Genomic DNA, 18,197 nt, shown 5'->3' with positions numbered 1-18,197 from the left:
GAGGGTCGCCCGGGGCGTCGAGCGTGCCCCGGGTCGTGCCCTTCGAGGCCCCCGGCCTCGCCGCGGTGGGGCGAGAACCCGCGGCGGGTTGCCCGGCCGGGCGTCCGGCCGGGCCCCGAAGGGGGCCTCGTCGAGGCCCCCCTCGGGAGGGAGCGGAGGGGGAGGGATGGCGGATCGGGCCGCCGATCAATACTGGTCGGCGCTCACGACCTCGCCGCCCCGGGTGGTGGACAGGGCCCGCCAGACGTTCACCGCGACCGTGTTCTTAAAGAACTTGACGCTGCCGTCGGCCATCGCGGCGTTGACGCCGCCGGGGTGGGTGCTCCGGGCGAAGTTGACCCGCGGCAGTTCGGTCGTCGGGCCCGTGCACGGCGGGTTGTTCTGGAACGGGTAGATGCAGTAGCTGTTGCTCTCGGTGACGTCCGGGTAGGTCGTGTTCGGGGGCATCAGGCCCGAGAACACGGCGGCGCTGCCCCACCAGGAGAAGCCCCGCAGGTCGTAGGGGGCGGCGTAGGCCCCGCCGCCCGAGCCGGTGCCCACCAGGATCTCCGAGACCAGCAGGGTGTTGGTCGTGCCGTCCTTGATGGTGCTGATCCCGAAGTTCTTCTTGCCGCCGTTGCCGTTGCCGGGCGCCCGGAGGTCGGCGAAGGGCGCGCCCCCGAACTGGAACGGCGTGCCCGGGTAGATCGCGTTGTCATAGGTCGCGGTCTGCGCGGTCGTCGTGTTGCCGAAGTTGACGACGTAGTTCTGCGACGTGGTGGCGTACTTGATGCCGTTGATCGTGGGGCCGATGTTCGTCAGGTTCTCGGCCTGGGGGTCGCTGGGGCACAGGTACCCGGAGACCCGGGTCGCGCTGACCGTGCAGTTCAGCGGGCCGGCGTAGCGGAAGGTGGCGGTCGTGTCGTACGACCAGCCGCCGAAGTTCCAGGCGTTGAAGAGGTTCTGCTGCTCGACGTAGGGCAGCGTGAACAGGATCCACGTGCCCCAGCAGCAGGAATTCGTCCCCGAGGGGAAGACCTGGTGCGTGTCGTGGTAGTTGTGCATCCCCAGGCCGACCTGCTTCAGGTTGTTGGTGCACTGGGCGCGCCGGGCCGCCTCGCGGGCGCTCTGCACCGCGGGCAGCAGCAGGGCGATCAGCACGCCGATGATGGCGATCACCACCAGCAGCTCGATCAGCGTGAACCCGCGACGATCACGAGACCTCATGAACATGAACGATCCTCCGGGATTCGGATCCGATGTGGGGACGAGGAACGGCCGCGCCCCTGGCGGGGCGAGCGACGAGGCAGGCCGAACCCGGGCCGCCCGAGAGAGGGGGGGAGAGGGGCGTGCGGAGCCCGGGACCGGGAAGGTCGGGGGACGCGGGAGGCCCGGTCCGGGCCCTCAGCCCGCGCCTCCCGCCTTGTTCAGGGTGAAGTCGAACTGGTTGCTGCCCCCCGAGGTGACGGTCGCCTCCAGCACCGAGTTCGCGCTGAATTGCGGGGGGATCGCCTCGGTCGACGGGACGGGGGGCATGCCGGGGCCCAGCTCCTCGAGGTTCTCGACCGGCTTCTCCGGGGAGCCCTCCCCCGACGAGATCACGACCTTGTACTTGCCGGGGACGAGCCCCTGGGCCCTCGGGATCGAATACGCCCCATCGGCGACCGTCGTGCCGCCCTGGGTCGGGATGTCGGGTCCGCTGGGGACGAAGGTGATGATCCCCGTTTTCAGGGGCTCGGTCCCGAGCGTCACCGTGCCGGACACGGCCTCCCGGGGCAGGCCGTCCCCGCCGCAACCGCCCCCCTGGACCAACAGGGAGGCCATCGCGGCCGCGGCCGCAACGATCGATCTGGCTCGCGCCTGCATCCTCATGAATCTGGCACCTTGTTCGTCGATCACGAGACGGATAAGGGGAGGTCGATCCTGGGACGGAGAGGGGGTCGTTGAGTACGACCCTTCCGCAGGGAAATGTCGGCCGGAATCCGTGAGGGATTCGGTGCATTGGACAGCGACCGAAACGCTAGCAACGTTTGTAACGAACTTCAAGCTTTTTTAACGCAATCCTCCCCCGCCGGGTGGGCGTCTCGAAAGTAGGTGGGAAATCCCGTACAACAGGGGTGGCTGATGGGATCGACGGATTTCACCCACAACCTCGCACGGACATCCCGCCATGCGCACCCCCGATTCGGGCCTGACCCCGGAGCAGGCCGCCGACGCCGAGCGGATCTACCAGGCCCTCCACGCCGCCTCCGAGGAGGACCATTGGCGGATCGCCCAGCTCCTCGCCTCGCGGGGCGACGACCGACTCTTCGGGCAGACCGAGCACGAGGTCCGCGACCTCGTCCACAAGACCGGGGCCAAGGCGATTCAGGCCGCCCTCGACGGGCGGAAAAAGGGGGGTACCGGGGGTCGAGCGTGAGCTGCCCGACCTGCCTCGAGCCGGCCAAGTTCATGGGCCACCGTCCCCGCCGGGTGGTCAGCCTGCTCGGGGCGGTACGGGTCACCCGGGCGTACTACCACTGCCCCCACTGCCACGGCGGCTTCGCCCCCGGCGACGCCGTGATGCGGGTGCCCGAGGCGGCGCTGACCCCGGCGGCCTACGAGGTCGCCTGCCTGGCCGGGGCGCTCTCGGCGTTCGCCGAGGCGGCCGAGGTGACCTTGCCGAAGATGGCCGGGCTGCGCCTGGCCGAGTCGACGGTCGAGCGGGCCGCCGAGGCGGCCGGGGCCGAGGTCGGCCGGCGGCTGGCCGCCGGGGAGGTCTTCGGCGGGGCCCGCGCCTGGCACTGGCACAAGGACGCCGAGGGCAAGACCTGCGCGTACGTGGCGGCGGACGCGACCGGGGTCGGGCAGCAGGGCGAGGGCGGGTCGTCGGCCGAGGGGCGGATGGCCACCGTGGCGATGGTCTACAACCCGGTCCCCGAGGTGTCCGCCCGCCGGGCGCGGCCCGACGGCCCGCCGCCCCGGTTCCGGGCCCGCTACGTGGCGGGGCTGTGCGGCGTGGCCCCCCTGGGCGAGCCGCTCCGGCGGCAGGCGGCGCAGGTGGGGATGGACCGGGCCGAGCGGTGGATCGCGCTGACCGACGGGGGCAGCGGGCTGGAGGGCTGGGCGCGTGCCAACTTCGGGAGGGTCGAGGCGGTGATCCTCGACTTCTACCACGCCGCCGAATACCTGGGGGGCCTGGCCCGCGCCCTGTTCCCGGGCGACGACGAAGCGCGGGAGGGCTGGCTGGGCGACTGGTGCCACCGGCTGAAATACGAGGGCGGCCCGACCGTACTCGAGGCGTTGCGAGGCCTGGAGGTGCGCGGCCACGCGGCGAAGGAAGCACGAGCGGAGGTGGTGCGGTACTTCACCAACCAGGCGCACCGCATGGACTACCCGGGCTACGTGGCCAAGGGTTGGGCGATCGGCTCGGGGCCGGTGGAGGCGGCGTGCAAGACGGTCATCGGGCAGCGGATGAAGGGCTCGGGGATGAGGTGGGGCGCCGACGGGGCCGACGCCCTGAGCCACTTGCGGGCGTTGTTCAAGAGCGGAGATCGGCAGTGGGACGCCTTCTGGTGCCCCACACCGAACTGATTCCACCTACAAACGAGACGCCCTCCCTCCCCCGCCCCCGGGGGGCATGGGTTGGGCCTCCGGGCGATCCCGGATGGGACCGTCCGGCGCATTGGCTTCGATTCGAGACGGTGGAGGGCCGGGGGTCTTCGGGCCGATCGATCGGCGGCCGGGGGGACGGCGCCGGTCCCGTCGGGGGCCTCCGGGGGTTTCGTCTCGGGGGCGAGGGCCCTCGGGCGCGGAGGATCCCCGGGGGACGGGCCCGGGGGGCTCGGCCGGTGGAGGGAGACGGTGTCCGGGGGCGGTCGGGGGCGGATCGGTCGGGGGGGCCGAGCGCCGGGGTGCGGCGGGCGGGCCCGGCCCTCAGGAGCGTCGGGCGGCGGCGGCCAGGGCGCGTCGGGCCCGTCGGTTGCCCGGGGCGGTGCGCTCGCGGAAGCGGTCGCCGAGCGGGGCCGGGGCCGTCGACGGGCGGGACGGGGACGCGGCCCCGACGCGGCCGGGCTCCGCGACGATCGGGGCCGGGCTCGGGCTCGGGCCCGGGTTCGGATCGGGTGAGGCCGACGAGGGGGCCGATCGGGGCTCGGGGATGACGGTCGCCGGTGTCGGCCGGGGCCACCGGGCCGTTCGGTCGGGGCGGGGGCCGGGGGGGCCGTCGGGGGTCGGCCTCGGGGAGCCGGAGGCCGACGGGGCGGGGGCCGACGGGGCCCGGGCGGCCTCGGCCTGGAGGCGCCGCAGCTCGTCCCGGTTGCGGGCGACCTGGCGGCGGGCGTCGGCCGCGTAGCGTTCCAGCAGGCGGACCTCACGGCACCGGTCGGGGTCGAGCCCGGCCTCGGCGGCCTCGCGGTGGCGGGCGTCCCGGGCGTCGAGATAGTCTTCCAGCCGGGCCTTGAGCGCCTCGACGCCGCTCCGGGCCAGCTCCAGGCCGGGCCCGGCGGTGCCGTCCTCCGGGTCCAGGTCCCACGGGCCCGAGTGCCGACGGCCCTCGACCGGCACGCCCAGCAGGTCCAGGGCGAGGAACCAGTTTTCCGGCGTCCAGCCGTCGAGCCGGGCCACCTCGGCGGCCACGTCCCCCCAGCGCTCGATGAGCCAGAGGACGCCGTGCCTCGACTGCAAGAGCTTCGGCTGGATGACCTCCGGCGCGTCGGCCAGCCTGGCCGCCAGGGCGGCGACCTCGGCCGACCGGTCGTCGTCCCAGCTCTCCGAGACCCGCTCGGCCGCCTCGGCCCGGGCGGCGAGGATGCGGAACCGGCAGGCGTCGAGCCGGACCGACTCGGCGCAGAACTGCTCGAAGTGCCACTCCTGGGCCTCCCCGACCGGCCGATACGCCCCCTTCCAGGCGGCCATCCGATCGGCGATGGCCTTCGCCATCAGGGCCGGTGGCGTGCTCGGCAGCCGGGACAGCCCGTGCGCGGTGGCGTTCCGCGAGGCCCGCTCCTTCCCTCCCGCCGACCGGGGCCCGGTGGACTTGAGGCTGTTGATCCGGTTGGCGATCGTCTGCTTCAGGCTGGCCATGGTGCGGTTCCAGGATGGGGGCTCGGGGTGCGGCCGGGGGACCTGCGCCAGGGCGCACGATCCCCATACCCATAACCATCGAGGAAATCTCCCGCCGCAGTCACTTTTTCCGGACATTCGGCGCAGGCCGAGAGACATGACTCCGCCCGGGGTGGTCGTCTCGATCGAGGTCGCAGGGGATCGACCCGGGGATCGGGGAGACGTTGGCCACCCTGCCGATAAGGTCCGAGGTCAAGCCCGATGCTGCCACCCGCGCGGGTCTCGACTCGTGTGATACACCGCGAGGATCGTGATCTGGTCGGCGTCGACCGGGTAGACCACGACATACGGGAAGCGACGGACGCGCTCGAGCCGGAGGTCCTGGAAGACCATGGCGTAGAGGCCGGGCGATTGCTGGATGCGGGCGAAGACCTCCTCGACGCGCTCGAGGAACACGTCGCCGAGCCCGGCACGCCGACCGTCATACCACGCCCAGGCGTCGGCCAGATCGGCCTCCGCTTCGGGGTTGACGATCAGGGGCAGATTCACGTCCCGCTCCGCCGCAGGCGGTCCTTGACCTCCCTCCACGGGGAGCCCGCCTTGGGGTCGTCTCGGTAGGCATCCAGGCGACGTTGCAGATCCTGCGTCTGCGACTCGGTGAGCGTGGTCCCCTGGGGGTCGGCCTCCAAACTCTCCCAGACCTCCTCGATGAGCCGGAGGCGATCTTCGGCCGACCAGGACTCGACCGCGCTGAGCACCGTGCGGAGATCCACGCCGTCACCTCGCCGGGGATGGGAGAAGGAGCTTGAGTCGTTCGCGGGCGCGAACACCCCACATCCAGGATAGCCGGCCGGCCCGATCGAGCCCAGGGCAAGCGACGATGAGGCCGGGGTCGTCCTCGACCCCGGTGCGGCCGATGCGGCGCGGCGGGCCGGGCTGGGGTCGGGGACGACCCCAGCCGTCTCGCCGGATCACTTCGAGGTGCGGTAGCCGTATGCGTGGCGGATGTAGGCCCGGTCGGCCTCGTAGTCGCCGGGGTACTCCGAGCGCAGGCGGGTGTCGAGGTCGTCGTTCCACGCGGGATAGTCGGACTGGTAGCGCGTCTGGGCCGTGTAGCCGAAACGGAACGCCTGCTCGCGGTTCTCGAACGAGTCCGCGGAGCCGGCCATCTGCTTCACCGTGTCGTCGACGTCCTGGTCCATGTCGCGCGCGGTGTCGGAGCCGAAGTCGGACTTGGTCTGCTCCCAGTCGTTGGCGAAGGCCTTCTTGATGCGTTCCCAGGTGCTCAGGTCGTCATCCGTGTAGAAATCCGATTTGGCGGCCATGGTGGGACTCCTGTTGGGAGAGGCGTGCGGGAAATCGGGGCCCCTGCATGCCGACACGTGTCGGATCGGCGGGACGTCCCGACGGTTTTCGGCGGCAGTTTCCAGGGCAATTCCCATGCCGGAGGCCGGCCGGGCGACGCGGGGTCGGCCGGGGCCCGACGACCCGGACGCGCCGCCGCCCCCCGCCCGGCCGATCGTCGACCCGCAACCGATCCCGTCCCCGAGGGAGGGCGAGGGGCCGGGATCGATTCGATCGAGAGGTACCGGTGTCCTCATCCGTACCTCGTGACCGGCGGGCGTCTCCAGGGGCCCCCCGCCCGAGGCGTCCGGAACGCCTGGGAGCACTGGTGGGCAAGCCACCAGTGCCACCCGCCGGGGTCTCGCGGACGAGACCCCAGCCACCCACCGGCGGGCATCAGAGTCCTGCTGGCCGGCGGCGCGTGGCTAAGGCGACGGAGGTCCCGGGCCGCCCGGCCGGGGCTCGGGCCCATCGGGGTCCCCCTGCGCGACGGTCAGCGGTCGGCCGACCTCGATCGCGTCCCAGATCGCCCCGGGCTCCTCCCAGGGGGCGTCACGGAGCCGCGCACGCTCCGCCTCGCACACGACGCATCCCGGCAGGTCGCAGGGCCGGGCCGCCCGCGAGATGACATCCCCCGGCGACTCGGGCCGGTGCCGATGGCTCGCGACGCAGGCGAGCACGGCGCCCCCGAGCAGCACGTAGGCCGCCGGGCCGGTCAGTCTCCTCACCATGGCAGTCCTCCCCCCGTGCCGGGGCAACCCACCCCGTATTCCTTAGTATCTCCGATCTGTGACAAATGTCATAGGGGGGGCAGTATTTTCTTCCCGGGGGGGCACGTGGCCCCGGGGCCTCACCCCCTGGCCCCGCCCATCTCGATTGCGTGCGATGGCCGTCGGGTGATGAAGGTCGCGCGCAGCCCCTCACGTCGTCGTGCTCGGGTTCGTGCCCGTCCTCGGGGGACGACGCCATGGGTGGCACGCCGTCCGACGCCGGAGGCCGCCTAGGAATTGCACAAGGACGTAATCATTGCTGAACTTCAGAGCGAATTGTATTTACGATTGAATCGTTGTGGGGCTCTCGCATGGGGCCGATGTCGAATCGTGAGAGTCGAATGCGAAGCTCAGCCCTCTGAAGATTTGTGAGGTTTTTCCGATCGGATGCAGACGCCTCGATTTCTCGAAGCAAGTCGATCAGCGACATCAGTGCGCGTCCATCTCTTCTTAAAGAATCGTATCCTAATTTTGTCATTTTGTAATGTGCTGCGCTAGCTAAAGTGGTTACGGCAATAATAGCACTAATTGAAAGATATAGATATTTTGAATGATGTTGTTGTTCTGATGTAATAAAAACGAACAAAATAATGAATAAGGACATGATAGCATATGAAATTACAGTCGTCATGTATAGCCGGCGGCGGCTCGTCTCAATGTCTTCCTGGTACCTTTCGGCCAGTGAAAGCAGGGTTCGCAGGTCCCGGCTCAGAAGCGAGGGCCGCGTGCTGGAATTGATTCTTGGCCCCTTCTTGACCTCCGGTTTCTCGTTCATTGCGTTCTACCTCACTTGCAGAATTCCTTAATTTTCGACAGAAGCTCCGCCAAGTGTTTGTCTCGCTTGCCGTTTCTTATCTGCGGCTTTGTGACCGCTCCATTCCATTCGTATTGCTCCAGCCGGGTGCAGACCGGTATAGCATCCCAGGCGAAGAAGTCGGTGCCAATGCTCCTAGCTGTTTCCCTGAGTTGTTCGGCGAAGGGAGAATCGGCTTGGGTGCCGTAGTAACGGCGTGCGGCGGGTAGTTGATCGTGATAAAGGTCCACCTTGTCCATGGTAACAAGCATGGATGTTGGCGCGCGATTCTTCCGGTGGGCCTGCCTGATGAACTGGCACGTCTCTGCGAGGTCCTCCAACTCCCTCGCCTTTTGATACGCCCTCAGTTGGTCGATGGTCGTAATCCCCTGGTCCTCGATCAGGATCCGGCGGGCGTCTTCGTTGCGGATCGTGGCGAAGCCGTTGGCGACGATGTGGAGCACTAGATCCACCTTTTTCGATCCGGCGAAAAGTTCATCGAGCATCAGGAGCCGCGGGTTGGCCTTCTGGCCTGGGACGACGTCCACGATCAGTCGCGACCGCTTATCCTTGATTCTATAGCTCTCGGACCTCGTTGACTGCCCCGGGGGCTGATAATCCGGTCTGAGAGCCCTTCCCGTGAGGTGATCGAGTAGGACGGTCTTGCCGGCGCCCTGCATGCCGGTCACGGCGATAGTCGTCTTTCTCCCCAGGACTAGGTTGAGGCCACCCTCATAGACTAGCGCCAGATCCTTTCGGTAACGGAACAGCCGCCAGAGCCAACCCAGGAGTTCCATCGACTCATCTCCACAGCCGATAGATGCAATCAGTTGCCTGCAAAGCCTGACATGATAGCACGATGCAACGCGATTCGAACCCCGACGGCTTCCACTCAGGCTCGGCGGGTGGCACTGGTGGGCAAGCCACCAGTGCCCCCCGGCCGGATCGGCCGAGGGGATCTGATACTGGGGTCGAGGACGACCCCGGCCACCCCCCGGCCCCGCCGGGTGGGTGGGGGGCCCGGGGGGGAGTCACCTGCCGATCGGGCCGAGCGAGAGCCAGCCGGGGCGGTCGAGGTCCTGCGAGGCGTTGGCGAAGCGGACGGGGAGGCCGCCGGGCATCGGGTTCGGGACGCGGAGGGCCAGGGTGACGCCCCCTTCGGGGAGGGAGGCGGTGGCGATCGAGGCGGACCAGCGGCGGGGGGGATCGCCGGGGAGCAGACCGGCGAGCGAACCGTCGGCGGGGATCGGGACGACCTCCCGGCCGTCGGCGATGAGGCCGAACTCGGGGCGCCAGTCGGCGTAGAAGGGGGCGACGCCGCGGTTCTCGATCGTCACGGCGACGGGGATCTTGCCGGATTGGGCGGGGCCGTGCTCGAAGGTGGTGGCGTGGAACTCGTAGCCCATGCGGCGGACCTCCGCCTCGGCGCGGCGGCGGCGGTCGTCCGGGACGCCCCGGCGGGACATGCCGCTGTCCATCAGCCAGGAGGCGTGCGTCTGCTCGACGCAGCGGCGGAAGTCCTGGATGCGGGGGTCGCCGGGGTCCTCGTCGAAGACCCTGCCCCAGGCCTCGGGGCGGATCTCGCCGCCGATGGGACGGGTCTTCCACGCGTCGAGGGCCTCGGGGCCGGCGGCCCGGAGCAGGGCCATGTAGAACCAGGAGTCCTGGCGGCGGCCGGTCTCCAGGGTCGCCCAGGCGAAGGAGTCGTCGTGGTAGCCGAACGGGCGACGGGCGTTCGGGGCCATGCGGCCGTCGTCGTCCCCGGCCGGGTAGCGGAGCAGCACGGGGGTGGACTCGAAGGCGGCCTCGAAGGCGTCGAGCACCTCGCGCTGGACCTCCCGCGAGGCGAACAGCTCCTCGCGGGGGTAGGTGTGCCACTCCCCCCAGTGCCCGAGCAGCCCGGCGGTGAGGAACCCGAGGCGGGGGTCGCCGTCGTATCGGTCCCCCATCGCGGCGATGAACGAGGCGAGGGCGCGTCGCAGGCGCTCGTCCTCGTAGTCGGGCGTCTCGACCTGCTTGCCGTCGGTGTCGGCGACCTCGTAGCGGTGGACGGCCAGGCCGTCCCGGAGGAGGAACTCGGGGAGGATGCCGAGCCGCCCCGGGTATTCGAGGTAGACGCGGAAGATGGCCTGGTGGCCCCGGCCGGCGATCGCGTCGAGCCGGGCGTCGAGCGGGGCCCAGTCGAACGCGTCGTATCCGGTCATCACCTCGCCGAGGCCGACGTAGTCGAACTCCAGGGAGTGCGGGAACCGCCCCCCCTGCCCGGCGTAGGGCACCAGCCCCTTGAGCGGGTTGTCCGCCGGGGACGGGGCGTATTGCAGGGCGATCCGGGTCGCGTCGTCCCCGGCCCGGCCGTCGGCCGGGGGGATCAGCGCGGCGATCGAGAGGATCAGGGGCCGATGGAGGTTCATGGGTCGGCCTCCGGTGACGTGTCCCGGGTCTCGCGGGCGCTGAGGTGCGGGACTCCCCGTGGGGGCGTGGGGAGGGTCCGCACCGCCCCCTCCCCCGGGTGTCGGCCCGTGCCGCTCAGGTGTTCACGAGCCGGGACTCGCCCCGGACCATCTGCCTCGTCATGACGGCGAAGTGGGTGTGCATGACGCATCGGGTGGCGAAGGTGAACAGGAGGCGGATCGGCTTGCGACGGGTGATGAGCTTGCGGAGGGTGCGGGCATAGACGGGTCGGAAGGGCTCGGTGCGGGGGTCCCGCCAGATCCGCGCGAGGATCGTCAGCGAGGCGATCACGATGCCGATGTGCTGGAGCACGTAGGAGACGGGGCGGTGCTTCCTCATCCAGCCCATCTTGGCGGCGCCGAGGGGGACGTCGCCGTCGACGTAGAGGGCGTCGAACCGCTTGAAGTATTCCTCGGGGTCGTAGAGGCGGTCCATCAGGTCGAGCCAGCCGTCGCGCATCTCGTGGACGGACATCTGCAGGGGGACGACGTTGGTGGCGATGGCGGGGTCGTCGGCGGCCTCGTTGTCGAGGCGGCCCTCGGCCTGGAGGCGGTCGTAGAGCGGGGTGCTGGGGATGGCCGAGAGCATGCCGGCCATGACGGCGGGGATGCGGGCGGCGGTGAGGAACTCGTACTGGCGGTCGAAGACGCCGAGGTCGTCGGAGTCGAAGCCGACGATCATGCCGGCGTAGATCTCGATGCCGGCGTCCTGGATCTTGTGGATCCGGTCCAGCATCGTGACGCCCTTCTTCACGTTCTGGATCTTCTTGGTCTCCATCAGGGCGTCCTCGTCGGGGCTCTCGATGCCGACGAAGACGGTGTTCATGCTGGCCTGGGCCATCAGCTCCAGCAGCTCGTCGTCCTCGGAGAGGTTCAGGCTGGCCTCGGTGCCGAAGACGACGGGGTAGCCGTTGGTGCGCTGCCATTGGACCAGGGCGCGGAGGATCTCCTTGGCGGCCTTCTTGTTGCCGATGAAGTTGTCGTCGACCAGGAAGATCATCCGGGCCCCCTGGCGGTACTGGTGGTCGACCTCGGCGACGACCATCTCGGGGGTCTTCACCCGGGGGCGGCGGCCGAAGATGACGATGATGTCGCAGAACTCGCACTGGAAGGGGCAGCCGCGCGAGGTCTGGACGCATCCCATGGCGTACTCCTCGAACTTGACGAGGTCGTAGCGCGGCATGGGGACCTTGGTCATGTCGGTCTTCTCGGCCTGCTCGTAGCGGGCGGCGTGGGTGCCCGCCTCCCACTCCCGGAGGAACCGCGGCCAGGTCTCCTCGGCCTCGCCGATGAAGGCGACGTCGACGAGCCCCTCGAAGCGGTCCCAGCCCTCGGCGACGGTGATCCAGGGCCCGCCGACGACGGTGGTGTGCCCCCGGTCCTTGAGGCCCCGGAGGATCTCGACCATCCGGTCGCGCTGGACCGTCATCCCCGTGACGCCGACGAGGTCGAAGTCGCCGAGGGCGTCGAGGTCCAGGTCCTCGATGTTCTCGTCGATGACGACGATCTCGTGCTCCTCGGGCGTCAGCCCGGCGATCGTCGGCAGCGCCAGCACGGGCATGTTGCACGACTTGCCGAGCAGCGGGAGGCCGTGATTGAGCCCCCAGAACGACGTGGGGAAGCGGGGATTGATCAGGCAGATGCGGGCCATGTGGGGGTCCGATCCTTCGGGTGGTCCGGGGTCTCGCCAGACGACTCGCCAGACGATGGGCGTCGGAGGGGTGCTTGAAGCTACCCGCGATCGCCCCGGCTTTCCACCGGGAATCCGCCGGAATCGGCCGAGGGGGGCCGCCTGGGGGGCCCGGGGAATCCGGGCAAGTTCGGTGCCGTGGCGGCGCGGCCGGTTCGCTTGACCGGCCCGACGGGGGGCCGATAAGATGGCCGGTTCGATGGGGTCGAATCCCAGGACTTCCCCGCACACAGCCGCCGTCCCGGCCGGGCCGGGCGGGGGCGGAGCCCGCCGAGCGACCATGAAGACCGAGCCCCACCCGCGCCAGCACCACGAGGGCGAGCCGCCCCCCGAGTCCCTGATCCACCACGAGGAGCCGACGCTCCTGGAGCAGTGGTTCCGCCGGATCCTGGAGCGCGGCTGGTCGTTCTGGGCGACCATCGGCCTGGTGGCGGCCGCCGCGGCGGCCGCCTTCATCCTGCTGCAGCGGGCCTCGGGCCCGGGCCGGGAGGCGGTGGAGGCCTGGACCGAGCTGGCGTCGGTCGCCACGGCCCCCTCGTCGATGACCCCCTTCGGCCCGGACCCCAACGCCGGGCTGCCCGACCGGCTCCTGGAGATCGCCGAGCTGAACCCGGAGACCGCCGCCGCCCGGTGGGCCCGGCTCCGGGCCGCCTCGCTGCTGCTCAACGAGGGATCCGGGGAGCTGGCCACCACCCGCCGCAGCGCCGGGGCCGGGAAGGTCGTCGAGGCCGGCGACCTGTTCGCCGAGCTGGCCGACGCCCCCGGGGACGAGTCCCTCCGCCGCATGGCCACCCTGGGCGTCGCCCGGGCCGCCGAGGCCCGCATGGGGCTCGACGCCGACGACACCGACCACGCCGACCTCGACGAGGTCCTCGCCCTCTACGACCGGGTCGTCGAGCAGTTCCCCGACACCCCCGAGGCCGAGCAGGCCGAGCGGCAGACGCGGCGGCTCCAGCGGAGCGAGAGCATCGCCTTCTACGAGCAGCTCGCCGCGTTCGACCCCAACGCCTCCATCCCGGGCGCCCCGAGCTTCCCCGGCATCGACCTGCCCTCGGGCAGCTCCTCCCCCCTGGAGGGCCTGCTCGGCCCGTCCCCCTTCGGCACGCCCGGGGGCGCGTTCCCCGGCCTGCCCGGCGGCTCGATCCCCGGCCTGCCGGGCGCCCCGACGCCCTCGACGGGCTCGGGCTCGGGCATCGAGCTGCCCGCCCCGGGGGACTCGGATGAGATGCCCGCGCCGGTCCCGCTGCCGGAGGTCGTCCCCGCCGACCCGGCCCCCGAGCCCGTCCCCGTCGAGCCCGCCCCCGAGCCGGCCGGCACCGAGCCCCCGGCCGATCCTCCGACCCCGGCCCCGGCTCCCGACTCCCCCGTCGTCCCCGACGACCCGTTCGGCACCCCCGCCCCGTCGGCCGAGCCGTCCCCTCCCCCCGCGCCCGACGCGGAGCCCGCACCGACACCCGGGCCGGAGCCGGAGGCCGACGGCCTGCCGGAGAGCGTCTTCCCCTCGGGCGGCCCGAACGGCTGACCTCGCCCCGGTCGGTCGGCCGGCCTGCCGATCGATCGGCAGGCCGGCCCCCGGCTCCTCCATCGAGGGACCGACCCGCGCATGTCCCGCGAGCATTCGCTCTCCGAGGAGCCGACCGAGTTCACCGTCAGGGCCCGGGTCGAGGCCCGCCGGATCGATCATTACCTGCACAGCCGCTTCCCCGACTATTCGAGGAGCGTCTTCCAGAAGGTGATCGACGCCGGGGCGGTGCTCGTCAACGGCCAGGCGGTGAAGGCGTCGTACCGGGTCCAGCAGGAGGACGTGATCCGGGTCTGGCTGCCGGTGCTCGACCACGACGTCCCCCAGGCCGAGGCGATCCCCCTCCGCTTCGTCTTCGAGGACGAGGCGTTCGCCGTGGTCGACAAGCCGCCGGGCATGGTGGTCCACCCGGCCAAGGGGAACTGGTCGGGCACGCTGGTCAACGCCCTGCAACACCACCTCGACCAGCTATCCAGCGTCTCCGGCGAGCACCGCCCGGGGATCGTCCACCGGCTGGACCGGGACACCTCCGGCCTGATCCTCGTCGCCAAGGCCGACGGCGCCCACTGGGCCCTGGCGAAGCAGTTCGAGGAGCGGACGATCCACAAGCAGTACCTCGCCATCGTCTCCGGGGACCCCGGGCGCGACAGCGACTACGTCGAGAAGCTCATCGGCCCCCACCCCACGCACCGGGAGAAGATGGCCATCCGCCGCCCCGAGGACGGCGGCAAGGTCGCCAGCACCTTCTACCGGGTGGTCGAGCGGTTCCGGGGCTACTCCCTGATCCTCTGCGAGCCGAAGACCGGCCGGACCCACCAGATCCGGGTCCACATGGCCCACATCGGCTGTCCGATCGTCGCCGACAAGCTCTACTCCGGCCGGGACCGGCTGACGCTCGGCGACCTGCTCGGCCCCGACGCACCCGACGCCGACCGCGTGCTGATCGCCCGGCAGGCCCTGCACGCCCACCACCTGAAGCTGACCCACCCCCGGACCGGCGCGCCGATGGAGCTGACCTCCCCCCTGCCCGCCGACATGGAGGCGGTGCTCGACGCCCTCCGCACCCATCGGCCCCTGGCCGGCCCCGGCCGCTGAGCCCGAGGGGGACCCGGCGGGTCATGGCATGCCCCTGGGGGGGCCGCTATCATCGCGGTCGACACCGCGACTCTCGCGGGAATCCCCCCCACCGGGTCAACCATCGAGGAGGAAGGCAACCCGATGTTGCGCCGATCTTCCCTGGCCTTCGCGGCGGCCGCCTGGCTCGTCGCGGCCGTCCCCGCCCTGGCCGAGCTGAAGCCGAACCCGATCTTCTCCGACGGCATGGTGCTCCAGCGCGACACCACCGTCCCCATCTGGGGCCTCGCCGACGACGGCGACGAGGTCACCGTCTCCTTCCGGGGCCAGACCGCCACCGCCACCGCCGAGGGCGGCCGGTGGCAGGCACACCTCGGCGCCCTGGAGGCCGGCGGCCCCGACGAGCTGACGATCGCCGCCGGGGACGAGACGGTCACGATCAAGGACGTGCTCGTCGGCGAGGTCTGGATCTGCTCCGGCCAGTCGAACATGCAGTGGACCGTCTCCGCCAGCGCCAACCCGGAGGAGGTCATCGCCGGCGCCAACGACGACCAGCTCCGGCTGCTGACCGTCCCCCGGGTCGGCACGGCCGAGCCCCAGGAGACGGTCGAGATCGGCTGGTCGCCGACGACCCCGGAGACGATCCCCGGCTTCTCGGCCGTGGCGTATCACTTCGGCAAGAAGCTCCGCGAGGATCTCGGCGTGCCGGTCGGCCTGATCAGCACCAACTTCGGCGGCACCCCGGCCGAGGCCTGGACCTCCCGGGAGGCGCTGGCCGCCGACCCCCAGCTCAAGCCGATCCTCGACCGGCCGCTCAACGAGCGGGAGTCGCACCGCCCCGCCTGGCTCTACAACGCGATGATCCACCCGATCGTCCCGTATGCCATCGAGGGGGCCATCTGGTACCAGGGCGAGTCGAACGCCGGACAGGCCTACGAGTACCGGACCCTCTTCCCGGCCATGATCCAGGACTGGCGGAACGCCTGGGAGCGGGGCGACTTCCCGTTCCTGCTGGTGCAGCTCGCGCCGTTCATGAAGATCGAGGAGCAGCCCAATGACTCCGCCTGGGCCGAGCTGAGGGAGGCCCAGCTCATGGCCACCCAGCGGCTCCGCAACGTCGGCATGGCCGTGATCACCGACGTGGGGGAGGAGGACGACATCCACCCGAAGGCCAAGGAGCCGGTCGGCCAGCGGCTCGCCCTGGCGGCCCTCGCGCTGGCCTACGGCCAGGACGTCTGCTACTCCGGCCCGACGCTGAAGGAGGCGAAGTTCGAGGACGGCAAGGCCATCCTCACGTTCGACCACACCTGCGGCGGCCTGGTCGCCAAGGACGGCTCGCTCACCGGCTTCACCGTCGCCGGGGCCGACAAGAAGTTCGTGGACGCCGAGGCCGAGATCGTCTCCGAGGACACGATCGAGGTCTCCAGCCCCGAGGTCGACCGCCCCGCCTCCGTCCGATTCGGCTGGGCCAACTTCCCGGTCGTCAACCTCTGGAACGAGGGCGGCCTGCCCGCCTCCCCCTTCCGCACCGACAACTGGCCGGGCGTGACCGGCCCCTGACCTGTCTCGCCTCCCGGGCGGGCACCCTCCTCGTCGAGGGGGTCGGCCTGCCCGGGGGAAATGCCCGGAGACTCGTACGCGGGGGAGGCGATCACGCCCGGGGAGGCCTTGAATCGCGGGTTGACGATCGGGGGCGCGTGGCTACAGTCCCTCCGGCCCGATCCCAGGATCGGGCCTCGATCTCCGGTTTGATGGATTCCGAACTTCCGCCCACCGAGTCGAGTCGCGTCCCCATGATTCGCACCCACTCGGCCGCCGTCGCCCTGGCGATGGTGGTTCTTTCCTCCCCTGCGCTCGCCGATGTCCGGTTCTTCCACCTCTCGCCGGACACCCCGGCCGTCGACGTGCTGGCCGGCGCGAGCGAGGACACGAAGGCGCCGATCGTCGAAGGGCTCTCATACCCCAACGGCACCGGCTACCTGCCGGTCCCGACCGGGAATTACTTCATCGACGTCACCCCGGCCGGGATGCCGAGCATGGTCGCCATCGACCTGAACGACATCGCCCTCGACGGCGCCACTTCCTACACGGCGGCCGCCATCGGCACCCTGGACGACAGCGACGACGTCCCGCTGACGGCCCTGCTGCTGGAGGATAACGCGGTCGTCAGCGACCTGGCACAGCTCCGGATCGTCCACGCCTCGCCCGACGCCGGCCTGGTCGACATCTTCGTCGACGGCGGCCTGGCCCTCGACGACTTCGCCTTCGGCTCGGCGACCGGTTACCTCGGCCTGGCGGCGGGCCTCTACGACATCGAGATCGTCCAGGCCTCGACGGGAGACACGCTGGCCGCCTTCAGCCAGCTGGAGCTGACCAGCCGTCAGGTTTCGACCGCCTTCGCGATCGGCCTGGTCGGGTCGACCGACCCGGACTTCGGCTTCAATGTTCTCTTGACCAACGACGCGGCCGTCGTGCCCGAGCCGGGCTCGGTGGCGATGCTCTCGATCGGCATCGCCTCGCTCGCCGGGCTGGCCCTCCGTCGCCGGAGGCGGCGGGCCCGGGGCTGACCCGACCCGGACAATTCTCGGCCGCGGCGGCCCGGGGATTCGGTGGCCGTCGCGGCTCAGTCTTCCGACGAGGGCCGGGCCGACTGCAATTCCCTCCGGAGGCGGCGGATCTGGTCCTGGGCGATGAGGCTGAATTTCGAGCGGAGGATCGGGGCGCCGTCGAACCATTCGGTCGGCTCGGCGAAGGCGAAGTGCAGCTCGACGAGCACCGTGCCCGGCCGGTCCTCCAGCCGGGTGAGCTTCGCATAGCCGATCCCCCCGGCGTAGGGGTGGGGGGGGCCGGTCTTCTCGTCGTCGCCCCGGCCCTCGATCGTCGCCCAGCGATTCGGGCGGCGGTCGTCGCCGTCGAGGCGGCGGTCGGTCATCGAGGCGACGACCATCGACTCGGCCGACCGGGAGCCGAGGACGACCGAGGTCGACTCGACCGCGATCCGGTCCAGCAGCCTCCCGGTCGAGTGCACGAGGCGGGCCCCGGGGGGGGCGTCGTCGGCGTCTGGCGCTTCCTCGGGCCCGAGCACCCGGGCCTCGAAGCGCATGTTGCCGGCCTCGACGGGCCCGGCGTCGGGGTCGGCGTTCGTGAACAGGTCGGCGGGGTCGATCTCGTCCAGGTCGACCCGGAGGGAGAAGTAGAGGTGGCCGGTGCGGACGATCGCCCCCTCGGCCTTGCGGTCGTCGAGGGAGAGCAGGAACGGGGCGGTCACGGAGTCGCGCAAGAAGTCCTCGACGGCCCGATCCGACCCGGCCAGCTCCCGGAGCGCCGACCGCCGGTCGTCGGCGGCCTGGCCGTCGGGGAAGGTGGGGGCCGGGAGCCGGACGGCCCGGTCGCCGACGGCGAGGCCCTCGTCGACGACCGCCCGGAAGACGGCGTTCTCCGCGTGGGGGGGGCCGTCGGGGCTGCCCAACGTGGTCGAGAGCAGGCCGAGGAACAGGGGGATCGACATGGGCCGTCGGGCCTCCGGGGAGCG

18 protein-coding genes are annotated in these 18,197 nt (G+C 70.9%); 6 read left to right on the top strand and 12 right to left on the bottom strand.

From position 1 onward, the window contains the following. Positions 1-186: 186 nt before the first annotated feature. A complete protein-coding gene (locus ElP_RS11480) occupies positions 187-1,206 on the bottom strand; it encodes a DUF1559 domain-containing protein (protein WP_197447104.1) in 1,020 nt (339 codons plus the stop codon). Positions 1,207-1,383: 177 nt separating this feature from the next. Continuing rightward, positions 1,384-1,803, bottom strand: a complete 420-nt coding sequence (locus tag ElP_RS11475; protein ID WP_231749668.1) for a hypothetical protein — start codon at positions 1,801-1,803, stop codon at positions 1,384-1,386. Between the two features lie 346 nt (positions 1,804-2,149). On the opposite strand from ElP_RS11475, the gene ElP_RS37900 reads away from it, so the two are divergent. Beyond that, positions 2,150-2,398, top strand: a complete 249-nt coding sequence (locus tag ElP_RS37900) for a hypothetical protein (protein ID WP_197446284.1) — start codon at positions 2,150-2,152, stop codon at positions 2,396-2,398. Beyond that, on the top strand, positions 2,395-3,552 hold the full coding sequence (locus tag ElP_RS11470) for an ISKra4 family transposase (protein ID WP_197446285.1): 1,158 nt from the start codon (positions 2,395-2,397) through the stop codon (positions 3,550-3,552). The genes ElP_RS37900 and ElP_RS11470 overlap by 4 nt, the downstream gene beginning before the upstream one ends. Before the next feature lie 342 nt (positions 3,553-3,894). Here the strand turns inward: ElP_RS11470 and ElP_RS11465 are convergent, their stop codons facing one another. From ElP_RS11465 to ElP_RS11425, 9 genes are all read right to left on the bottom strand, one after another. After that, on the bottom strand, positions 3,895-5,043 hold the full coding sequence (locus ElP_RS11465; protein WP_145269365.1) for a hypothetical protein: 1,149 nt from the start codon (positions 5,041-5,043) through the stop codon (positions 3,895-3,897). A 231-nt stretch (positions 5,044-5,274) separates the two neighbouring features. Then, positions 5,275-5,571, bottom strand: coding sequence for a type II toxin-antitoxin system RelE/ParE family toxin (locus ElP_RS11460; protein ID WP_197446905.1), 297 nt, complete (start codon positions 5,569-5,571; stop codon positions 5,275-5,277). Next, positions 5,568-5,795 (bottom strand): addiction module protein, encoded by a 228-nt coding sequence (locus ElP_RS11455; RefSeq protein ID WP_197446904.1) that lies wholly within the window; start codon positions 5,793-5,795, stop codon positions 5,568-5,570. The genes ElP_RS11460 and ElP_RS11455 overlap by 4 nt, the downstream gene beginning before the upstream one ends. A 198-nt stretch (positions 5,796-5,993) precedes the next feature. Beyond that, positions 5,994-6,347 carry a hypothetical protein gene (locus ElP_RS11450; RefSeq protein ID WP_145269361.1) on the bottom strand — a complete coding sequence of 118 codons (354 nt, stop codon included), beginning with the start codon at positions 6,345-6,347 and terminating at the stop codon, positions 5,994-5,996. Between the two features lie 444 nt (positions 6,348-6,791). Then, positions 6,792-7,097 (bottom strand): hypothetical protein, encoded by a 306-nt coding sequence (locus tag ElP_RS11445; protein WP_145269359.1) that lies wholly within the window; start codon positions 7,095-7,097, stop codon positions 6,792-6,794. Between the two features lie 292 nt (positions 7,098-7,389). Continuing rightward, entirely contained in the window at positions 7,390-7,911 is a 522-nt protein-coding gene (locus ElP_RS11440) for a hypothetical protein (RefSeq protein ID WP_145269357.1), read from the bottom strand. 11 nt (positions 7,912-7,922) lie between these two features. After that, on the bottom strand, positions 7,923-8,726 hold the full coding sequence (locus ElP_RS11435) for an ATP-binding cassette domain-containing protein (protein ID WP_145269355.1): 804 nt from the start codon (positions 8,724-8,726) through the stop codon (positions 7,923-7,925). 234 nt (positions 8,727-8,960) lie between these two features. After that, positions 8,961-10,340: a DUF4832 domain-containing protein gene (locus ElP_RS11430; RefSeq protein WP_145269352.1), complete on the bottom strand. Its 1,380-nt coding sequence runs from the start codon at positions 10,338-10,340 to the stop codon at positions 8,961-8,963. A gap of 115 nt (positions 10,341-10,455) precedes the next feature. After that, positions 10,456-12,030, bottom strand: coding sequence for a B12-binding domain-containing radical SAM protein (locus tag ElP_RS11425; protein WP_145269351.1), 1,575 nt, complete (start codon positions 12,028-12,030; stop codon positions 10,456-10,458). A 319-nt stretch (positions 12,031-12,349) separates the two neighbouring features. Here ElP_RS11425 and ElP_RS11420 point away from each other — a divergent pair, with 319 nt between their 5' ends. The 4 genes from ElP_RS11420 to ElP_RS11405 all read left to right on the top strand — a co-directional run bounded on the left by ElP_RS11420 (position 12,350) and on the right by ElP_RS11405 (position 17,232). Then, the gene (locus ElP_RS11420; RefSeq protein WP_145269349.1) at positions 12,350-13,591 is read left to right on the top strand and encodes a tetratricopeptide repeat protein; all 1,242 of its coding nucleotides are present in this window, start codon (positions 12,350-12,352) and stop codon (positions 13,589-13,591) included. A gap of 81 nt (positions 13,592-13,672) precedes the next feature. Next, a complete protein-coding gene (locus tag ElP_RS11415; protein WP_145269347.1) occupies positions 13,673-14,686 on the top strand; it encodes an RluA family pseudouridine synthase in 1,014 nt (337 codons plus the stop codon). 123 nt (positions 14,687-14,809) lie between these two features. After that, entirely contained in the window at positions 14,810-16,225 is a 1,416-nt protein-coding gene (locus tag ElP_RS11410; RefSeq protein WP_145269345.1) for a sialate O-acetylesterase, read from the top strand. A gap of 233 nt (positions 16,226-16,458) precedes the next feature. Beyond that, entirely contained in the window at positions 16,459-17,232 is a 774-nt protein-coding gene (locus ElP_RS11405) for a DUF4397 domain-containing protein (RefSeq protein ID WP_197446903.1), read from the top strand. A 56-nt stretch (positions 17,233-17,288) separates the two neighbouring features. Here ElP_RS11405 and ElP_RS11400 read toward each other — a convergent pair whose 3' ends face one another. Further along, the gene (locus tag ElP_RS11400; protein ID WP_145269341.1) at positions 17,289-18,173 is read right to left on the bottom strand and encodes a hypothetical protein; all 885 of its coding nucleotides are present in this window, start codon (positions 18,171-18,173) and stop codon (positions 17,289-17,291) included. Positions 18,174-18,197 lie beyond the last annotated feature (24 nt).

This window comes from Tautonia plasticadhaerens (assembly GCF_007752535.1).
GTDB lineage: Bacteria > Planctomycetota > Planctomycetia > Isosphaerales > Isosphaeraceae > Tautonia > Tautonia plasticadhaerens.
Note: the sequence above shows the minus strand (reverse complement) of the source record. Positions and strands in the feature narration are given on the sequence as shown.